Consider the following 17,102-nt stretch of genomic DNA (forward strand, 5'->3'; position numbering starts at 1 on the left):
TCGGGTTTTCCATGGCGGGCGGTTTGTTACAGGTTCAACAGTTCTCTACACTGCGCCGGGAACGCCGTCCGCCGGAGCGCCCGCCCCATGCCCTTCATCTTCCGTGGTCAGAACCTGGACGCCATCCTGGGCGACCCGCTCAACGCGGCCAACAGCCTGTTCAGCATCATGAACGCGGCGGAGCCGGAGCTGCTGCAGGGGCTGCGGACACACTGGTCGAAGCATGTCAGCACCGTGACCGCCTTCCAGGGGTGGCGGCCCGCGCTGAAGGCCTTCTCCGACATCACGGGCTTCTGGGGCACCACGTACAGCGACCACCGGCTCGCGAAGGTGCTCTACGACCACGACGCCAATGCGACCGCGGCGGTGACGGGCGCGCAGTCCGCCGCGCAGTTCCTCCGCGACTTCGAGGCCGCGCGAGACGAGGCCTTCTACGTCTTCTTCCAGGCCACGTCCGTGAACCAGCTGGCGGGCGTGTCCTTCAAGGCCACGTACTACCACAAGGACGTGTCCGCGCTGTTCGAGCAGCGGCGGCACAGCAAGATCAAAGCCGTCGTGTCCCGTCGGGTCATCGAGACGGCGCAGATCATGCTGCGCATCCTCTACGGCAACATGAACATGGGCTGGGGCAGCATCTACAGCACGCGCACCCTGGCCACGACGCTGCTACTGGCGCAGATGCACAACGTCGCGCTGAGCCACTACCAGTCCCATCACACGGGGCGGGACCGTTGCTACAACCAGAGCGCGGTCGCGTTCACGCTGCTGACGTTCTCCCACGTCGTCGCGCAGGCGTGGGTGAACAAGGGCTACGAGTACAACGAGCAGCGCTGGTACTCCTTCTGGAAGCTGCTGGGCTCGCTGCTGGGCGTGGACACGCGCCTCATGGCGGACGACCACGCGGAGGCCGCCACGCTGTGGAACCTCTTCTTCGCCCGGGGCGAGTGCTTCGGAGGCACGCCCGCGCCCGCCCCCACGGTCCTGGACCCCAACCGCATCGACGATGACCTGTGGAACGGCTACGACGTGCAGCCGGAGGCGAACCTGCTCCAGTGGGTGCCCGCCTTCATCGTCACCCAGATGCGCAACAGCCTGCGCTGGGGCAAGTACCTCACCGGCCTCTGAGTCAGCGCTCCACCGTCACGCCCTTCCAGAAGGCCACATGGCCCTGGATGTTGGACGCGGCCGGCTTGGGCTCCGGGTAGTACCAGGCCGCGTCGGCGTTCGTCTTCCCGTCCACCTCCACCGAGTAGTAACTCGCCTCGCCCTTCCAGGGGCAGGTGGTGTGCGTGGCGCTGGGCTTGAAGTGCTCGCGCGCCAGGCTGTCGGGCGGGAAGTAGATGTTGCCCTCCACCGTCTCGTAGGTGTCGCTCTTCGCGAGCACGGTGCCGTTCCATTTCGCGACTGGCATGGGGAAACCCTCCTGGAGTGCTGGTTAACGGCGCGTCAGCCCGCGTGCGCGGCCTGGTTGGACGCGTGCTGCGTGAGGAAGGGGGCGAGCTCCGCGTTGACGAGCGCCGGCTCCTCCACGGAGGACGAATGGCCTCCGCGCGACAGGCGCACCAGATGGGAGCCGGGAATGAGCGAGTGGATGCGCTCCGATTTGGCGGGCACTGTCGCACGGTCCTCTTCCCCCACGATGACGAGCGTGGGCGTGCGGATGCGCGGCAGCTCCTCCGTGATGGCCTTGCGTTTGATGACGCCGTTGACGGCGCGGTAGATGTCGCGGCGGTTGCCTGTCAGGCGCGTTCGCCACAGCGCCCGCTCCTCCGCGCGGCCCGGGTCGGAGAGGAACGACGCGCCGAACATGATGCGCATCACCGCGGTCGCGACGGGGGCCAGGCCCACGTAGCGGGCGACGAGGTTGAGCGCGGTGTAGCGCGGCACGTTGGCGATGGGCTCGGGGTCCGCGGACGTCTCCAGGAGCACCAGCGAGCGCAGCAGGTCCGGCCGGCGCGCCGCGAGCCGCATGCCCACGAAGCCGCCCATGGACAGGCCCACGAAGTGGACGGGCGCCACGCCCAGGGACTCGATGAGCGCCACCGCGTCCGCGTACACCGTCTCCACGTCGATGGCGGACTCGGGCGGCACGTCGCTCTGGCCCTGCCCCCGGTGGTCGTACGCGATGCAGCGGAAGCGGCCGCGCAGGGCCTCCACCTGCGGGTCGAACAGCCGGGTGCTCCAGAGGAGCCCGTGGCTGAAGAGGACCACGTCCCCGGAACCACCAGTGTCCTCGTAGTACAGCCGGGTTCCATTCACGGATCGCATGGGCATGGGCACGGCCTCCCTTGGCTTGGAGGGAGACCCTAATCCAGGGCTCGCCAGGACCGCAGCCCTCCCTGGGAGGTCATTGTCCACTGGAGGAGAAGGGCTTGCGCGGAGCGCCGCTTGTGCGGCCCGGCGCTTGGGAGGAGCATGGGCGGCACCTTCCGGATGCGCTCCTCTCGCCCTGTCCTTGTCGCCCTCGCGGTGGTGGTCCTCGCGGCGGGCCTGTTCTTCTTCCTGCGCTCTTCGTCCGCGCCCACGCCCTCCGTGTCCCCACCGGTGACACAGGCGCCGACTCCGGCTCCGGAGACCCCGCTGGACGCGGGCAGTGTGGCCGCGCCCGTGCCGGTGAAGACGGTGGAGGCGCCGCCCGCGAAGCCGAATCACTTCGTGGGCTCGCAGGTGTGCGCGGACTGCCACGAGGAGCAGCACACGGGCTGGAAGCACGACTGGCACGCGCGGGCGCTGTCTCCGGCGACGAAGCCGTACGTGGTGGGCACATTCACGGCGAGCACGCACTTCAAGGGCGAGTCCAGCGAGGCCTGGATGCGCCGCGACGGGAGCCAGTACCTGATGCGCACCAAGGGCGCGGACGGGAACCTGGGCGAGTGGCCGGTGCAGTGGGTGGTGGGCGGCAAGCGGATGCAGGACCCCATCACGCTGTTGCCGGACGGCCGCTGGCAGGTGATGCCGGTGTACTTCCACGTCACGGGCAAGGCCGAGTGGGTGGACTACTCGGAGAAGAAGCAGGGGGCGCTGTCGCCGGACCACCCGTTCTTCTGGACGAACTTCCGCCGCAGCGCGCAGCACGCGTGCCTGGACTGCCACGTGACGGGGCTGGACGCGCACTATGACCGGGCGAGCCACCAGTGGGAGACGAAGTTCGCAGACGCGGGCGTCGCGTGCGAGTCCTGCCACGGGCCCGGCGGGCAGCACGCGGAGTCGCAGGCGCCGGAGGACATCATCCAGCCGGCGAAGCTGTCGAAGGAGGAGGGCTTCGCGGTGTGCGCGCAGTGCCACGGGCCGCGCCGCACGTTGTTCCCCATGCTGGACGCGAAGCACCACTTCCTGCCCGGCCAGCGCTACGACGCGAGCTATCAGCCCATGGTGCTGCTGGTGGGCAACGACCGCTCCGGGGACTTCTTCGCGGACGGGCGGCCCAGCACCTCCAGCTTCGAGTACCAGGCGCTCATCCAGTCCCAGTGCCACCTGAAGGGCGGGGCCACCTGCCTGACGTGCCACACGGCGCCGCACGACGCGAACGCGCCCAACGAGGTGCGCAAGCAGAAGCCGGTGGCGGCGCGCACGTCGGTGAACGCGTCCACGTGCCAGGGCTGTCATCAGGAGGTGGTGGCGCAGGGAGAGCAGCACACGCACCACAAGGCAGCGGCGGCGCAGGACTGCCTGGCGTGTCACATGCCGCCGGTGGTGTCGGGCGTGTTGGACCACTTCGCGGACCACGCGCTGGACGTGCCGGCGCCCCAGAACACGGCGCGCCATGACATCCCCAACGCGTGCAACACCTGTCATGAGAAGAAGACGCCGGACGCGATGCAGGACGCGCTGGTGAAGTGGTGGCCGAAGGCGGAGGCGCGGCAGGCGCGGCGGCTGCGGCTGGCGGACGCGTTCGACGAGAAGACGGCGGCGCAGAGCCGTGGGGCGCTGGAGGCGGTGCTGGCGGACACGGCGGAGGCGGGCACGCTGAGGGGCGCGGCGGCGAAGTTCCTGGCGCGCCGGTTCAAGCACGACGCGGTGCCGGCGCTGCGGGCGGCGTTGAAGGGGACGACGGACAGCACGTTGCGCTCGGACATCATCGACGGGCTGGGCGCGGCGAACGCGCGCGAGGCGACGGACGACCTGGCGTCGCTGCTCAAGGACGGCTCGCTGTGGGTGCGGCAGGGCGCGGCGTTGACGCTGGCGGCGTTCGGAGACGCGAGGGGAATGCCGGCGTTGCAGGCGCTGGCGACGGAGCCGGAGACGCGCGGCCTGGTGCAGCCGCACGTGATGCTGGGGCAGCTGGCCATGCGCCGCAGGGACGTGACCACGGCGACGCGTGAGTTCGAACAGGCGCTGGACCTGCAGCCCTACAACGCGGACGTGCTGGTGCGGCTGGCGGACCTCTACGTGGTGCAGGGCAACCCGGCGAAGGGCCGCGAGCGGCTGGAGGAAGCGCTCCGGTTCGATCCGCAGAACAAGTCCGCGAAGCAGCGGCTGGGCATGTTGCCGCAATGAGGATGCGCGGCGTGAGCGTGGCGTGGCGCGTGTTTCCGGCAGCGTTGCTCCTGGCGGGCTGCCTGCGGCCCACGCCCACGCGTGATGCGTGGACGAATGACGCGTCCATCGAGTTCCCCCGGTTCTTCGAGCAGCCTGCCGTGGAAGCGAGCGCGGAGAGAGGCGCGGTCGAACTGAGCGGCACCGTCCTGCATGCGCTCGACGTCGCCGCCGCCGATTTCCTGGGCCCACAAGATGCCAACACACCCTGCGTCGACCGGCGCGAGTCACACCGGTACAGGGTCATGCAGCGGCAAGGCATCCTCTTCGTCCGGATCGATGAGGATCCCCGGGCCTGTGGACTGACTGTTCCCGCGCTGCACTCGGGCGCGCAGTACGCGGTCGGGAGCGATGGCCGGATCCTCCGCCGCCTTCGGGATGGAGAGCCGGATGAATCGATGGCGCCCACGGATGCTGGGCCCGGCATCCTGGTTCCCACTTCGGAGGTCGGTCGGTCCTTCGATCCACCGGATGGCTCCGTGCCCTTGCCGTTCATCCAGGCGCCTGCCCCGGATGCTGGAACCGGAGTGCGCCATGGCCCATGACCTGCACCAACTCCTGGAAGAGGTCACGGACGAGGCGTCCTTCCTGCGCTTCGTCCAGGCGTTGAGCGAGGACTTCGAGGAGGACCGCGCGGAGGCTGCCCGTCGGCCTCCTGCTCCGCACGCACCGAGCCCCCTCGGATGGGAGAACGGCACCATCGGGGCGTTCCTCGAACGAGGCGCCTCCTGGGGCGAGGACTCCCAGGACCAGGACCGCTCCGCCAATCCCTGGCACCGGTGCGCGAGCATCCTGTTCGCGGGCAAGTTCTACGAGTAGCGGGGCTCCACCCGTGGCGTGTTGAACGCCCGCCCTCCCTTGAAGACAGACGCCCGCTCGGCGATCGCGACGCACGTTGGCTCTTCCCTTGCCCCAGCCACCGTCAGGACGCGCCATGTCTCCACGAGCCCCTCCACCTTCTCCGCCCTTGCGTCCGTAAGGGCAACCCCGGACCTCCCGCTCCTGGCCCGAGGTCCGTTCATCGACTGCTGAGCACAACCTCGCCCTGCTGTGTTGTCCACTGGAGCGCCGGGGGGCGCGAACCGTGGCCGGGGGCTGGCTTCGCCCCTACCTGGGGAGCATCCCTTTATGAACGCGCTCGTGTTCGCAGCCCTGCTGGTTCCCACCGGAATCCCCGGTGAGGCGCCAGCACAGCACGGCTCCGGACCCCTCCGTCCCGTCCTCGCGCAATACACCGCGCCACCGCAGCGCGCTCCACCCGCGCCTCCGCCGCCCACGCCTTCCGTCGCGACACCGAACACCCAGGCTCCGAACGCGCCCGCGCCGAACGCCCCGGTCCTGAACCTACCCGAGCAGCCTCCGGCCGCGCCGAGTGCCCCGGCTCCGAACGCACCCGCGCGGACACCGGCCGCGCCAAACGCACGGACTCCCGCGCGGCAGCCCGACCGGACCCGCACGCCGTCGGCCCAGGACCCGGACGACGTCCCCGAGGTGCCACCGCCGTTCCAGGCGAACGTGTCGGATCCGTTGCTCACGCCCGCACCCGCCGCGCCCCTACAACTCCAGTCCTGGAACGAAGCGCTCACGCTCCTGCGCCAGCGCTCCCCCGACCTCCAGGCAGCGCTGGGCCAGATTGAAGTCGCCGCGGGCACATGGCGCATCGCGCTCGCCAACCTGCTGCCCTCCGTCTCCGGCAACCTGACCGCGCAGTACAACGTCCTCAACCCGGGCATCGTCGCCTTCGGCGGCGGCACGGGCGGCGCGGTGACGGGCGGCGGGAGCTTCACACCCACGGAGCTGCTGGGCGTGGGCATCCTCACCGCCAACGTGCCCGTGGTGGACCTGGCCAGCCTCTATGCCCTGGGCAGCGCCAAGGAGTCGCGGCGCACCGCCGGCCTGTCGCTCGCGGAGACGCGCCGGCAGCTCACCCGCGGCCTCGCACAGGCGCTCGTCTCCGTGTCCTCCACGGAGCGCCTGGCGGAGGTCAACCGCGTCAACCTGCGCACCTCGCTGGAGCGGCTGGCCCTGGCGCAGCGCCGCTTCGAGCTGGGCGCGGGCACCCGACTGGACGTCGTCCGCGTGGAGCAGGACGCACAGATCGCCCGCCGCAACGTCGTCACCGGCGACGAGGACCTGCGCAAGGCGCGCGAGTCCCTGGGCCTGGCCCTGGGCACCCCGTCCGCCGTGGGCCTCAAGCCGGGCCTGGAGCTGACCACGCTGCTCCAGGGCGCGAAGGCCACCTGCCGCACGCTGGAGGAGCTGGAGAACCGCCCGGACATCGCCGCCGCCCGCTCGCGCCAGGTGGTGGCCGAGCGCGCCATCGGCGAGGTGTATCGCCTGTACGCGCCCACCCTGGACCTCACCAGCAGCACCACCGCGCTCACCGTCAACCCGGGCTTCGCGGAGGTGCCCATCTGGAACGTCGGCGCCAGCCTGGTGCTGCCCTTCTGGGATGGCGGCGCGCGCGAGGGCCGCCTGCGCCAGGCCCGCGGCCAGCTGGAGCAGGCCCGCGCGGAGGTCACCGGCCGCGAGCGCAACATCGTCATCGAAGTGACCCAGGCGAAGCGCGCCGTGCAGGTGACCCAGGAGACGCGCGACCTGGCGGACCGCCAGCGGAAACTCGCGGAAGAGAATGACCGGCTCACCCGCCGCAGCTTCGAGGTGGGCACCGGAACGAGCCTCGAGCTGGTGGACGCGGCCGGGGCCCTGCGGCAGGCCGAACTGGAGCTCGTCATCCGCGACTTCCAGTACCGCCAGGCCGTGGTGGATGCATTCCTGTCGGAGGCGGCATGCGATTGGTGAGGGGCGGTTGGGGCGCGTGGGGACTCGTGCTCGCGCTGTCGGCGGGCGGGTGCAGCGGCGGCAAGGACCCCGGCCAGGCCGCGCCCGGAGGCGGCCCCCAGGCGGGCAGCCAGACCCAGGGCGGAGGCAAGCCCACGCCTGTGCAGGTGATGGCGGTGAAGCCCGGCCCGGTGCGCGACACCCGCGAATACGTGGGCACCCTCATCTCGCGCAGCAGCATCACCGTCGTCCCGCAGGTCGCCGGCTACATCCAGAAGATTCCCGTTCGCCAGGGCCAGAAGGTGAAGGCGGGCCAGGTGCTGCTCGTGGTGGATCCGCGCCAGGAGCAAGCCTCCCTGCGCGCCACCCAGGCCCAGAAGGCCTCCGCCGTCGCCAACCGCGAGTTCGCGCGCAGGACGCGCGAGCGCAGCGCGCAGCTCCTCAGGGAAGGACTCGTCAGCCGCCAGGACTACGACCAGGCCGTGGCCCAGGCGGCGCAATCCGAGGCCCAGGCCCAGGCGGCGGAAGCGCAAATCCAGAACCAGCAGGTGCAACTGGGCTTCTTCAACGTGAGCGCCCCCTTCGACGGCGTCGTGGGCGACATCCCGGTGAAGCTGGGCGACTACGTGACGCCGCAAACGGCGCTCACCATCCTGGACCAGAGCCGCGCGCTGGAGCTGTCCGTGCAGGTGCCCGTGGACCAGGCCGCGCGCGTGAAGATTGGCGAGACGCCACTGGAGGTGCTCAACGAGGATGGCGAGCCCATCGTCCGCGCCCCCGCCTTCTTCGTCGCCACCACACCCAATCCCAACACGCAGCTGGTGGAGGTGCAGGCCGCCTTCGAGAACACCGTGGGCCTCAGGGCCGGACAGCTGGTGCGCGCGCAGCTCGTCTACGACGTGCGCGACGCCTTGAAGATGCCCACCACCGCGGTGACACGGCAGGGCAGCCAGTCCTTCGCCATGGTGGTGGGGGAAGGCGACGCCGGCACCGTGGTGAAGCGCCAGCCCGTGACGCTGGGGCTGGTGGAGGGCAACGACTACGAGGTGCTCAAGGGCCTGGACGCGGGCACCCAGGTCATCATCAGCGGAGTGCAGCAGCTGCGGGACGGCATGCCCATCCAGCCGAAGCCCGCGCGGCAGTCGCAGGGCCAGACAGCAGGCATGCCCCTGCCCCCTGCCCAGGGCATGGGCGGTGGCTCGGACGCGGGTCAGTAGGGGGCTGCCATGTTCACCGACTTCTTCATCAAGCGCCCCGTCTTCTCCAGCGTGCTGTCCATCCTCATCACGCTGGTGGGCGCCATCTCCATTCCCAGCCTCCCCATCGAGCAGTACCCGGAGCTGGCGCTGCCGCAGGTCCAGATCACCGCCACGTACACCGGCGCGTCCGCGGAGACGGTGGAGAGCGCCGTCACCACCGTGCTGGAGCGCCAGCTCAACGGCATGGAGGGCATGCGTTACATGTCCTCCACCAGCACCAACGACGGCCAGTCCACCATCACCGCCACGTTCGACCCGTCGCGCGACGTGGACCTGGCCGCGGTGGACGTGCAGAACCGCGTGGCCACCGCCACGCCCCAGCTGCCCGCGCAGGTGAACGCGCTGGGCGTCACCGTGCGCAAGGCGCAGACGCAGCTGCTGGTCTCCTTCGGCGTCTATGACAAGGAGAAGCGCTACGACACGGAGTTCATCAGCAACTACGCGGACGTCTTCATCCGCGACGCGCTGTTGCGTGTGAAGGGCGTGGGCGACGTGCGCATCTTCGGCGAGCGCCGCTTCGCCATGCGCCTGTGGCTGGACCCCACGGAGCTGGCCCGCCGCGGCCTCACCGCGCAGGACGTGGTCAACGCGCTTCAAGAACAGAACGTCCAGGTAGGCGCGGGCAAGGTGGGCCAGGCCCCGTCCTCCAAGGAGCAGGCGTATCAGCTGTCCCTCCAGGTGAAGGGCCAGCTCACGTCCGCGGACGAGTTCGGCGCCATCGTCATCCAGCGCGGCGCTGACGGCGCCCTGGTGCGCATCCGCGACGTGGGCAACGCGCAGCTGGGCGCGGAGAGTTATCAGCAGCTGTTGCGCTTCAACGGCCAGGACGCGGTGGGCCTGGGCATCACGCAGTTGCCCGGCTCCAACGCGCTGGAGGTGCGCGAGGGCGTGGAGGCGGAGCTCAAGCGGCTGTCCGCCAACTTCCCGCCGGGCCTCACCTATCAGGTGGCGTTCGACACCACGGCCGCGGTGAGCGCCTCCATCGAGGAGGTGCTCCAGGCGCTGGGTGAAGCCATCCTCCTGGTCATCCTGGTCATCTTCATCTTCCTGCACGGCTGGCGCAGCGTGCTGGTGGCGGTGACGACGCTGCCGGTGTCACTGGTCGGCACGTTCATGTTCGTCAACGCGTTCGGCTTCTCGCTCAACACGCTGACCCTCTTCGGCCTCACGCTGGCCACGGGCCTGGTGGTGGATGACGCCATCGTGGTCATCGAGAACGTGGAGCGCGTCATCGAGCACGAGAAGGTGGACGCGAAGGAGGCCACCCACCGGGGCATGCAGCAGGTGTCCGGCGTGGTGGTGGCCACGGCGCTGGTGCTGTCCGCGGTGTTCATCCCGGTGTCCTTCTTCCCCGGCACCACCGGCGCCATCTACCGCCAGTTCGCGCTCACCATCGCGTTCTCCATCAGCCTCTCCGCGCTCGTGGCGCTCACCCTGTCCCCCGCGCTGTGCGCGCGCCTCCTGCGCCCGAACGAGGGCCAGAAGTTCGTCCTCGCACGCAAGTTCGACGAGGGCCTGGACGCGCTCCGGCGCGGCTACGGGAAGCTCTTGGGCGTGATGCTGGGCAAGGCACGGTGGGTCGTCGTGGGCATCTTCGCGGTGTTCCTCGTCGCCACGGGCCTGCTCTACCGGGCCACGCCCACGGGCTTCATCCCGGACGAGGACCAGGGCTACGTCATCATCGCGGTGCAGGGCCCGGAGGGCACGTCGCTGGAGTACACGCGCAACGTGCTCATCCAGGTGGAGGGCATCATCAAGCAGCAGGAGGAGGTGACGCAGATCTTCACCGTGGGCGGCTTCTCGCTGCTGGGCACGGGCGCCAACTACGGCTCGCTCTTCATCAACCTGAAGCCCTGGGACGAGCGCAAGACGAAGGAGTCCAGCGTCGCGGGCCTGATTGAGCGCCTGCGCGGTCCGCTGAGCCAGGTGGGCGGCGCGCGCGTGCTGCCCCTGCAACCGCCCGCCATCCGTGGCGTGGGCAGCGTGGGCGGCTTCGAGTTCGTGCTGGAGGACCAGCAGGGCGGCCGCACATTGGAGGAACTGGCGCAGGCCACGCAGGCACTGGTGGGCAAGGCGGGCCAGGACCCGCGGCTGCGCGGCGTGTTCTCCGCGTTCACCGCGGGCTCGCCGCAGCTCAACATCGACGTGGACCGGGAGAAGGCCAAGGCCATGGGCGTGCCCCTGTCCTCGCTGTTCTCCACGCTCCAGGTGTACCTGGGCAGCCAGTACGTGAACGACTTCACCTTCGCCAACCGCGTCTACCGCGTGTTCGTGCAGGCCGCGACGCCCTTCCGCGACAACCCGAAGGACATCGGCAGCTTCTACGTGCGCTCGGACACCGGGGCCATGGTGCCGCTGGAGGCGCTGGTGAGGGTGACGCCCATCACCAGCGCGCAGAACATCACCCACTACAACCTCTTCCGCTCCGCCAACATCAACGGCCAGGGCAGCCCCGGCACCTCCACCGGCACGGCCTTGAACGCCATGGAGGAGGTGGCGAAGCAGGCCCTGCCGCCGGGCTTCACCTTCGAGTGGACGGGCCTGTCCCAGGAGCAGAAGAGCGCGGGCAACACCGTGCTCGTCATCTTCGCGCTCGGCATCGTGTTCGTGTTCCTGGTGCTGGCCGCGCAGTATGAAAGCTTCGCCCTGCCCTTCGTCGTCATGCTCGCGGTGCCCGTCGCGATGATGGGCGCGCTGCTCTTGCAGAACCTGCGCGGGCTGGTGAACGACGTGTTCTGTCAGGTGGGCCTGGTGATGCTGGTGGGCCTCGCGTCGAAGAACGCCATCCTCATCGTGGAGTTCGGCGAGCAACTGCGCGCGCAGGGTCAGGGCGTGGTGGAGTCCGCCATCAACGCGGCGGAGACGCGCCTGCGGCCCATCCTGATGACGTCCTTCGCGTTCCTCTTCGGCGTGGTGCCGCTGATGCTGGCCAGCGGCGCGGGCGCCTCCGCGCGCAAGTCGCTGGGCACGGCCGTCTTCGGCGGAATGCTCTTCTCCACCTTCGTGAACCTCATCTTCATCCCGGTGCTCTACGCGCTGGTGGAAGGCGCGCGCACGAAGGTCCTGAAACACCGCAAGCACGGCAATTCACCTCGCGGTCCGAGCAACCCGCCGCCGCCGGCCATCCCTCCCGAGGGGGAGCCACCGCGACCCCAGCCGGCGTAACGACGACCCGCACGGAGCGGGCAGGCACTCCGGCGCGCTACCCCGCGCCGGAGCGTCCTGGTTATCCTTGGGCGACGCATGCCTTCTCCTCTGACTGTCGATGAGCGGCGTCGCTGGCTGTACACGTTGAAGCAAGCCCCCGTGCTGCGCCACGCGCGTGCGTCCGCCCTGCTCCGCTTGCTGGAGCGGGCCCGGCCGGTGGAGCCCCAGCCAAGCGAGGGCATCTGCCGCGAGGGCGAGCCGGTGGACGGCATCTACCTCCTGCGCTCGGGCGAGTGGCGGATGACGACAGGAGGGACGGTGCTGCTGCACCTGCGCTCGGGGATGTCGCTGGGCGTGGAGGCGCTCGCGCGCGGCACCTGGCCCGTCACGGTGACGGCGGTGTCCGCGTCGCATGCCCTCTTCCTTCCTCGAGTGGAGCTGGAGGCGGTGGCGGCGGTGCTTCGGCCTGGAAGCCCTGGAGGAAGCGCGGCGGCGCGGCCGGACGTGGTGACGTTCCACGCGCAGCAGGGGCTGGACCTGCCGCCCGCGACGCGGTCCGTGTTGGTGGAGCTGGTGGCGAAGGTGATGGTCCACGACTTCGGGGACCGGGTGCTGCTCGTGCGCGCGGGGGCGAAGCGCACGAAAGGCGCGGTGCGCGGAGCCGACGGCGTGTTCCGCCGCACGGTGACTCCGGGCGCGCCGCTCCTCGCCGAAGGTGAGGACTTCGACTGCGTGCTGGTGGATGGAGTGCCGGTGCCGGAGGTGCTGACACCGCGCGAGGTGCGGCTGGTGCCGCCGGGTGGAGGAGAGACGAACAGAGTGGGGACGCAGGGAGCGCCGGTGCTGCTCACCGTACTGCTGTCGCCGTGGCGGTCGCAGGGCAGCACGATGTTGCAGGGGCGCTCGCTGCCGGACGAGGACGGATGGGACGAGGAGGCGCCGCCGCCCGGGTGCCGGCTGCGGCTGGACTGGGAGCGGCTGGTGGTGCGGCCCGGGGATTCTCGGCCCCTGGCGGCGTTGGGCCTGGACGCAGGGACGAGGGATGCGCTGTCGCGGTGGGCGCGCGCCATCACCGGCCGGCGCGTGGGTCTGGCGCTCAGTGGCGGCGGCGTGTGGGGCTTCTACCACGCGCACCTGTTGCGGAGGCTGGCGGCGCTGGACGTGCCGGTGGACTTCCTCAGCGGCGCCAGCATGGGCTCGCTGGTGGGCGCGTATTACTGCGGCACCGCGCGCGACGGGCGTGAAGGCCTGGACGGCCTGCGCCGGCTCCAGCACCGCGCGCGGGTCGGGCACCTGTCCGCCGCCGCGCTGTCTTCCGTCGTGACGACGCAGGCCATGGAGTGGCTGGTGCGCGGCGACCTGGGGGACCTGGCGCTGGAGGAATTGCCCATGGGCTTCCTGCCGGTGACGACGGACCTGACCACGGGCCGCTGCGTGGTGCTGGAAAAGGGACCGCTGGCGTTGGCGGTGCGCGCGAGTGGCTCGGCGCCGGGCGTCTGGGCGCCCACGCTCCAGCCTCCCGCGCGCTACGTGGACGGGGCCTTCACCAGCATGGTGCCGGTGGACGTGCTGCTCCACGCGGGCGCGGACCTGGTCTTCTCCAGCAACATCTTCCCCGCGGGTCACCACCACGCAGCGCGGCCGCTGCTGCCGGGAGCGGTGGGGCTGTTCCTCTCCGCGCTCAACCCCGTGGCACGAGCGAAGGACCTGCTGGCCAGCGGAGTGCTGCTCCTGCACCGCAACGGCGACCTGGAGTCCGCGCGAGGAGACCTGCGCTACGACGTGGGCACGCGCGAGCATCCGTTGCTCGGCTCCATGCGCTTCACGCACGTGGATGAGGTGCTGGACGAGGCCGCGCGAGACATGGGCCTGGAGCAGAAGCTGCTGGAGTTCAAGCAGGCCTGGGAAGCGCTGCGAGGACGCAGGAGCGCGGCCGGTGGCCGGAGGGCGGCGTGATTCCGGTCCGCATCCTCGGCACCGCGAGTGTGCTGCCGGGTCCGCCGGTGACGACCGCGGAGGTTTGCGCGCGAGTCGGCCGCGATGCGGCGGAGGTAGAGCGAAAGACAGGCATCCGCACGCGGCACTTCGCGCCGGAGGGCATGCGCGCGGCGGACCTGGGAGCCCAGGCCCTGCGAGGCGCACTGGAGGCGGCGGGACTCCCGGCGACGGCGCTCCGGCGAATCCTGTTCGTGTCGTCGATGGGCGGAGACGTCACCACGCCGGCCAACGGCAGCCGGGTGGCGGCGGCGCTGGGGCTGTCCGGGACGTGCGATGCGATGGACGTGAGCAATGCGTGCATGGGTTTCCTGAGCGCGTTCGACCTGGCAGCACGCTCGGCGGCGACGGGACTGGGGCCGGTGGGCGTGGTGTCCGTGGAGCTGCTGTCACGCACCACGCGGCCGGAAGACCCGCGTCCCTACCTGGTGCTGGGTGACGCTGCGGCGGCGGTGGTGCTGGGCGAAGCGCGTCCCGGCGAAGGCGTGCTGGGAGCCGCGTTCGGCAACGACGGCACGCTGCCGCCGGACGTCGTGCTGGAGAACCCGCACCAGACAGGCCAGCGCGAGGGCATGCGCTTCCTCACGCCCGCGCGCGACATGACCCGCGTCGCGCTGGGGGAACTGAAGCGCGCGGCGTCGACGGTGCTGCAGGGCGCGGGGCTGACGGTGTCGGACGTGGAGTGGGTGCTCACGCACCAGCCGAACGGGAGCATGTTCGCGGCCATCCTCCAGGCGCTGGAGGTGCCGGAGGAGAAGAGCGTCACGGTGGTGGACACGGCGGGCAGCGTGGGCTCCGCGTCGCTGGGTACGGGGTTGGATCGCCTGTGGCGCACGCGGCCGGTGAAGCCGGGGGACCGCGTGTTGATGGTGGGCGTGGGCGCGGGCGTGGCGCACGGCGCGGTGCTGTACCGGGTGGGTGGGTGACGGTCACGGCGACAGCGGCACGGGCCGCGTGGCTGACGACGTTCCGCCTGCTCCAGCGCTACCACCGCTACGAAGTGGTGAACCTGGAGCCGCTCTTGCGCCCTGGAGCGAAGCTGCTGGTGGGCTACCACGGCCGGCCCCTGGCGGTGGACCTGTGCATGCTGACTGTGACGCTGCACGACCGGCTGGGCTACCTGCCCCATGGCATCGCGCACGGAGCGTTCGACCGCATCCCCGGCATGCGCCAGGTGGCGGACGGGCTGGGCTTCGTCACCAGCGACGGGCCGCTGCTGGAGGAAGCGGTGAAGAAGGGCGAGCACGTGCTGGTGCAGCCAGGCGGCACACGCGAGGGCTGCCGCGACTTCCGGCACCGCTACCGCGTGGACTGGGGAGAACGGCTGGGCTACCTGCGCCTGGCCGTGCGCTACGGCCTGCCCATCGTCCCCATCGCGGGCCACGGCATGGACGACGCCTACGTGGGCCTGAACGACGGCTACGCGTGGGGCAAGCGCGTGGGGATGCCCGGAAGGCTGCCGCTGTGGCTGGGCGTGGGCGCCACGGGCCTGTGGCCGCTGTCCCTGTCCTTCCCGGTGAAGATGACCCAATGGGTTGGAGAGTCACTGACAACCCACCTGACCCCGGGATTCGACGCGACGGACCGGGAGGCACTGCTCACGGTGCACCGCGAGGTGACGGGCGCGGTGCAGGGACTGCTGGACGCGGCGCGTCCGTCCTGAGCGTTACCACCAGAGCGGGCGGCGCTGCGGCTTGTTCCGGACGCAGTACCACTCTGAAATCTGGTGTGCGGCCTTCAGTGCGAGCCCGTGCTCCCGACGAAGCACGTCCAAAAACCCATGAAGGGAGAGGACCCGTCCGCGAAGCTCCTCGATGCCCCGATGAAGGGCGCGTCGGTCATGCAGGATCGCCGTCGCGCCGGGATGGTGACAGGCATAGGCAATCACCGAGTGCTCCCCCATCCCCTCTGTCACCGGCGGCAGCTGGAGCTGGACCAGCGTCTGGGCCTCCGGGCTCTGCGGCACCAACACGGTGGGCGCGCCCGCGATGGCCTTGAGCATCGCTTCCGCTTCCTGGACCAGACGCTCCGGAGCGCCGGCAAGCGAGGCGCCCACGGTCAACTCATCCCAGACCGTGTCGGTGATGACGACGGGCAGGGTCCCCAACTCCCCCAGCGTGACGGCATGCCCCGCGCGCTGGACGTTCGCCAGCACGTCGGTGTCGACGACGTATCGGCTCATGTCGCGAGCAGGTCCTCGACAGGGCGTCCGAGCAGCTCGCGAGCCCGGCTCGATGAGATCAACTCGTGGGCGTGCGCATCCAGGGCACGACGTTCGATGCCCGTGAAGCGCGTTTCGTCCTCGAAGCCCTCCAGGACGGTCTCGTCCGGGGACATCAAGAGGGCCTCCACGGTCTCCCGCTCCCGGATGTACCGGAGGTTGTAGAGGTGCCAGGCCATGGCGGCGAAGCTGAGGCCGAAGTGCGTGCGAGCCCGGATGACCAGCTCACGGGCTTCCTTCAGGCCATAGCCCTCCGGCTTCGCGGCCCCCAGGCTCTGCGTCACCGCTTCTTCGGGTGCCAGCAGCATGGCGGCGAACGCATTCGCCCGTTTCTCCGCGGGAGGGTTCTCCATCCAGAAGCGCGACGAGTCCAAGCGCCCCTCGTCCGTCTGGACGTCGCTCTCCGACAGGTCGAGGAGCTGATGCGCCAGCTCGTGAGCCAGCACGAAGCGGCGCACCGGCTCACGCGTCAGCTCCGAATGGATGACGATAAGGCGGGCATTGCCAGAGCGGCAGCTGACGCCATGCACGGCGGGATTCGTGAAGGCATGCCGGAGGACGAGGACGTCGAAATGGCTCTCCATCAGCCGGCCCAGATTGCGCAGCGGGCCCTGACGCTCCGGCAGCAGGGCTCGGACCCTCCGGGCGCACGCATATCCCGCCTGGTGGGCGTTCTTCGCGGGGGGCGGCTCGGGAGGGAACTGCTCCGCCAACCGGGGGACCTGCCGGAGCGCTCCAAGCAGGCTGAAGGCCCGTGCCTGCCGGAGCCCTTCCAGGAGGAAGTCCCGATCCACATCGGAGAGCGAAGCGCTGACCGCGCCACCCTTCAGCAGCGCCGCGGGCTCCACGGGGACCTGCTCGACAGGCGCGGACGTGTGGAAGAAGGCCGTAGGCGCAAGTCCCAGCGCCGAGGCCAGCCGGGTCAACGCGCTGAGCCCCAGCGCCTGCTCGCCCAGCTCGAAGGTCCGGATGAGATGCGCGGACACCCGCGCACGCGCGGCCAGGGCCTCCACCTCCAGCCCGGCTTCCTTCCTCCGCCTGGAGAGCCGGCGGCCCAGCTCCCGCAGGGCATCCGAGGCGTCATCCGTGGGCGGCCCTTGCGTCATGACCTCAGCATCAAGCAGGGCCCCCCAGGTGGCAAGGGCACCCGCTGGACGCGGCGC

Annotated in this window: 14 protein-coding genes; 10 read left to right on the plus strand and 4 right to left on the minus strand. The window is 70.4% G+C overall.

Annotated features, from left to right (window positions below; genetic code table 11):
• Positions 1-87 precede the first annotated feature (87 nt).
• Positions 88-1,125 carry an oxygenase MpaB family protein gene (locus D7Y11_RS01945; RefSeq protein ID WP_121752937.1) on the plus strand — a complete coding sequence of 346 codons (1,038 nt, stop codon included), beginning with the start codon at positions 88-90 and terminating at the stop codon, positions 1,123-1,125.
• Between the two features lies 1 nt (position 1,126).
• Here D7Y11_RS01945 and D7Y11_RS01950 read toward each other — a convergent pair whose 3' ends face one another.
• The gene (locus D7Y11_RS01950) at positions 1,127-1,411 is read right to left on the minus strand and encodes a DUF427 domain-containing protein (RefSeq protein ID WP_120574633.1); all 285 of its coding nucleotides are present in this window, start codon (positions 1,409-1,411) and stop codon (positions 1,127-1,129) included.
• A 35-nt stretch (positions 1,412-1,446) separates the two neighbouring features.
• Positions 1,447-2,274, minus strand: coding sequence for an alpha/beta fold hydrolase (locus D7Y11_RS01955; RefSeq protein ID WP_120574634.1), 828 nt, complete (start codon positions 2,272-2,274; stop codon positions 1,447-1,449).
• 141 nt (positions 2,275-2,415) lie between these two features.
• On the opposite strand from D7Y11_RS01955, the gene D7Y11_RS01960 reads away from it, so the two are divergent.
• The 9 genes from D7Y11_RS01960 to D7Y11_RS02000 all read left to right on the plus strand — a co-directional run bounded on the left by D7Y11_RS01960 (position 2,416) and on the right by D7Y11_RS02000 (position 15,381).
• A complete protein-coding gene (locus tag D7Y11_RS01960) occupies positions 2,416-4,497 on the plus strand; it encodes a HEAT repeat domain-containing protein (protein WP_126932892.1) in 2,082 nt (693 codons plus the stop codon).
• Positions 4,498-4,514: 17 nt separating this feature from the next.
• The gene (locus D7Y11_RS01965; protein ID WP_126932893.1) at positions 4,515-5,081 is read left to right on the plus strand and encodes a hypothetical protein; all 567 of its coding nucleotides are present in this window, start codon (positions 4,515-4,517) and stop codon (positions 5,079-5,081) included.
• Positions 5,071-5,355, plus strand: coding sequence for a hypothetical protein (locus D7Y11_RS01970; protein ID WP_120574637.1), 285 nt, complete (start codon positions 5,071-5,073; stop codon positions 5,353-5,355). The genes D7Y11_RS01965 and D7Y11_RS01970 overlap by 11 nt, the downstream gene beginning before the upstream one ends.
• Positions 5,356-5,664: 309 nt before the next feature.
• Complete coding sequence (locus D7Y11_RS01975) at positions 5,665-7,338, plus strand: TolC family protein (protein WP_199753676.1); 1,674 nt, start codon at positions 5,665-5,667, stop codon at positions 7,336-7,338.
• A complete protein-coding gene (locus D7Y11_RS01980) occupies positions 7,326-8,534 on the plus strand; it encodes an efflux RND transporter periplasmic adaptor subunit (protein ID WP_120574639.1) in 1,209 nt (402 codons plus the stop codon). Before D7Y11_RS01975 ends, D7Y11_RS01980 begins: the two co-directional genes overlap by 13 nt.
• Before the next feature lie 9 nt (positions 8,535-8,543).
• Positions 8,544-11,741 (plus strand): efflux RND transporter permease subunit, encoded by a 3,198-nt coding sequence (locus tag D7Y11_RS01985; protein WP_121752932.1) that lies wholly within the window; start codon positions 8,544-8,546, stop codon positions 11,739-11,741.
• Positions 11,742-11,819: 78 nt separating this feature from the next.
• Complete coding sequence (locus tag D7Y11_RS45120; RefSeq protein ID WP_126932894.1) at positions 11,820-13,679, plus strand: cyclic nucleotide-binding and patatin-like phospholipase domain-containing protein; 1,860 nt, start codon at positions 11,820-11,822, stop codon at positions 13,677-13,679.
• A complete protein-coding gene (locus D7Y11_RS01995; RefSeq protein ID WP_126932895.1) occupies positions 13,676-14,644 on the plus strand; it encodes a 3-oxoacyl-ACP synthase III family protein in 969 nt (322 codons plus the stop codon). Before D7Y11_RS45120 ends, D7Y11_RS01995 begins: the two co-directional genes overlap by 4 nt.
• The gene (locus tag D7Y11_RS02000) at positions 14,641-15,381 is read left to right on the plus strand and encodes a lysophospholipid acyltransferase family protein (RefSeq protein ID WP_121752929.1); all 741 of its coding nucleotides are present in this window, start codon (positions 14,641-14,643) and stop codon (positions 15,379-15,381) included. The genes D7Y11_RS01995 and D7Y11_RS02000 overlap by 4 nt, the downstream gene beginning before the upstream one ends.
• Positions 15,382-15,384: 3 nt before the next feature.
• Here D7Y11_RS02000 and D7Y11_RS02005 read toward each other — a convergent pair whose 3' ends face one another.
• A complete protein-coding gene (locus D7Y11_RS02005) occupies positions 15,385-15,900 on the minus strand; it encodes a hypothetical protein (protein ID WP_121752928.1) in 516 nt (171 codons plus the stop codon).
• Complete coding sequence (locus D7Y11_RS02010; protein WP_120574645.1) at positions 15,897-17,045, minus strand: ImmA/IrrE family metallo-endopeptidase; 1,149 nt, start codon at positions 17,043-17,045, stop codon at positions 15,897-15,899. Before D7Y11_RS02010 ends, D7Y11_RS02005 begins: the two co-directional genes overlap by 4 nt.
• Between the last annotated feature and the right edge of the window lie 57 nt (positions 17,046-17,102).

Source organism: Corallococcus sp. AB018, assembly GCF_003986945.1.
Lineage (GTDB): Bacteria > Myxococcota > Myxococcia > Myxococcales > Myxococcaceae > Corallococcus > Corallococcus exiguus.

Bases quoted from the DNA above. Each gene is read 5' to 3' on its own strand.
- D7Y11_RS01950 (WP_120574633.1), bottom strand. From the start codon at position 1,411: ATGCCAGTCGCGAAATGGAACGGCACCGTGCTCGCGAAGAGCGACACC.
- D7Y11_RS02005 (WP_121752928.1), bottom strand. From the start codon at position 15,900: ATGAGCCGATACGTCGTCGACACCGACGTGCTGGCGAACGTCCAGCGC.
- D7Y11_RS01960 (WP_126932892.1), top strand. From the start codon at position 2,416: ATGGGCGGCACCTTCCGGATGCGCTCCTCTCGCCCTGTCCTTGTCGCC.
- D7Y11_RS45120 (WP_126932894.1), top strand. From the start codon at position 11,820: ATGCCTTCTCCTCTGACTGTCGATGAGCGGCGTCGCTGGCTGTACACG.
- D7Y11_RS01985 (WP_121752932.1), top strand. From the start codon at position 8,544: ATGTTCACCGACTTCTTCATCAAGCGCCCCGTCTTCTCCAGCGTGCTG.
- D7Y11_RS01975 (WP_199753676.1), top strand. From the start codon at position 5,665: ATGAACGCGCTCGTGTTCGCAGCCCTGCTGGTTCCCACCGGAATCCCC.
- D7Y11_RS01970 (WP_120574637.1), top strand. From the start codon at position 5,071: ATGGCCCATGACCTGCACCAACTCCTGGAAGAGGTCACGGACGAGGCG.
- D7Y11_RS01980 (WP_120574639.1), top strand. From the start codon at position 7,326: ATGCGATTGGTGAGGGGCGGTTGGGGCGCGTGGGGACTCGTGCTCGCG.
- D7Y11_RS02010 (WP_120574645.1), bottom strand. From the start codon at position 17,045: ATGACGCAAGGGCCGCCCACGGATGACGCCTCGGATGCCCTGCGGGAG.
- D7Y11_RS01945 (WP_121752937.1), top strand. From the start codon at position 88: ATGCCCTTCATCTTCCGTGGTCAGAACCTGGACGCCATCCTGGGCGAC.
- D7Y11_RS01955 (WP_120574634.1), bottom strand. From the start codon at position 2,274: ATGCCCATGCGATCCGTGAATGGAACCCGGCTGTACTACGAGGACACT.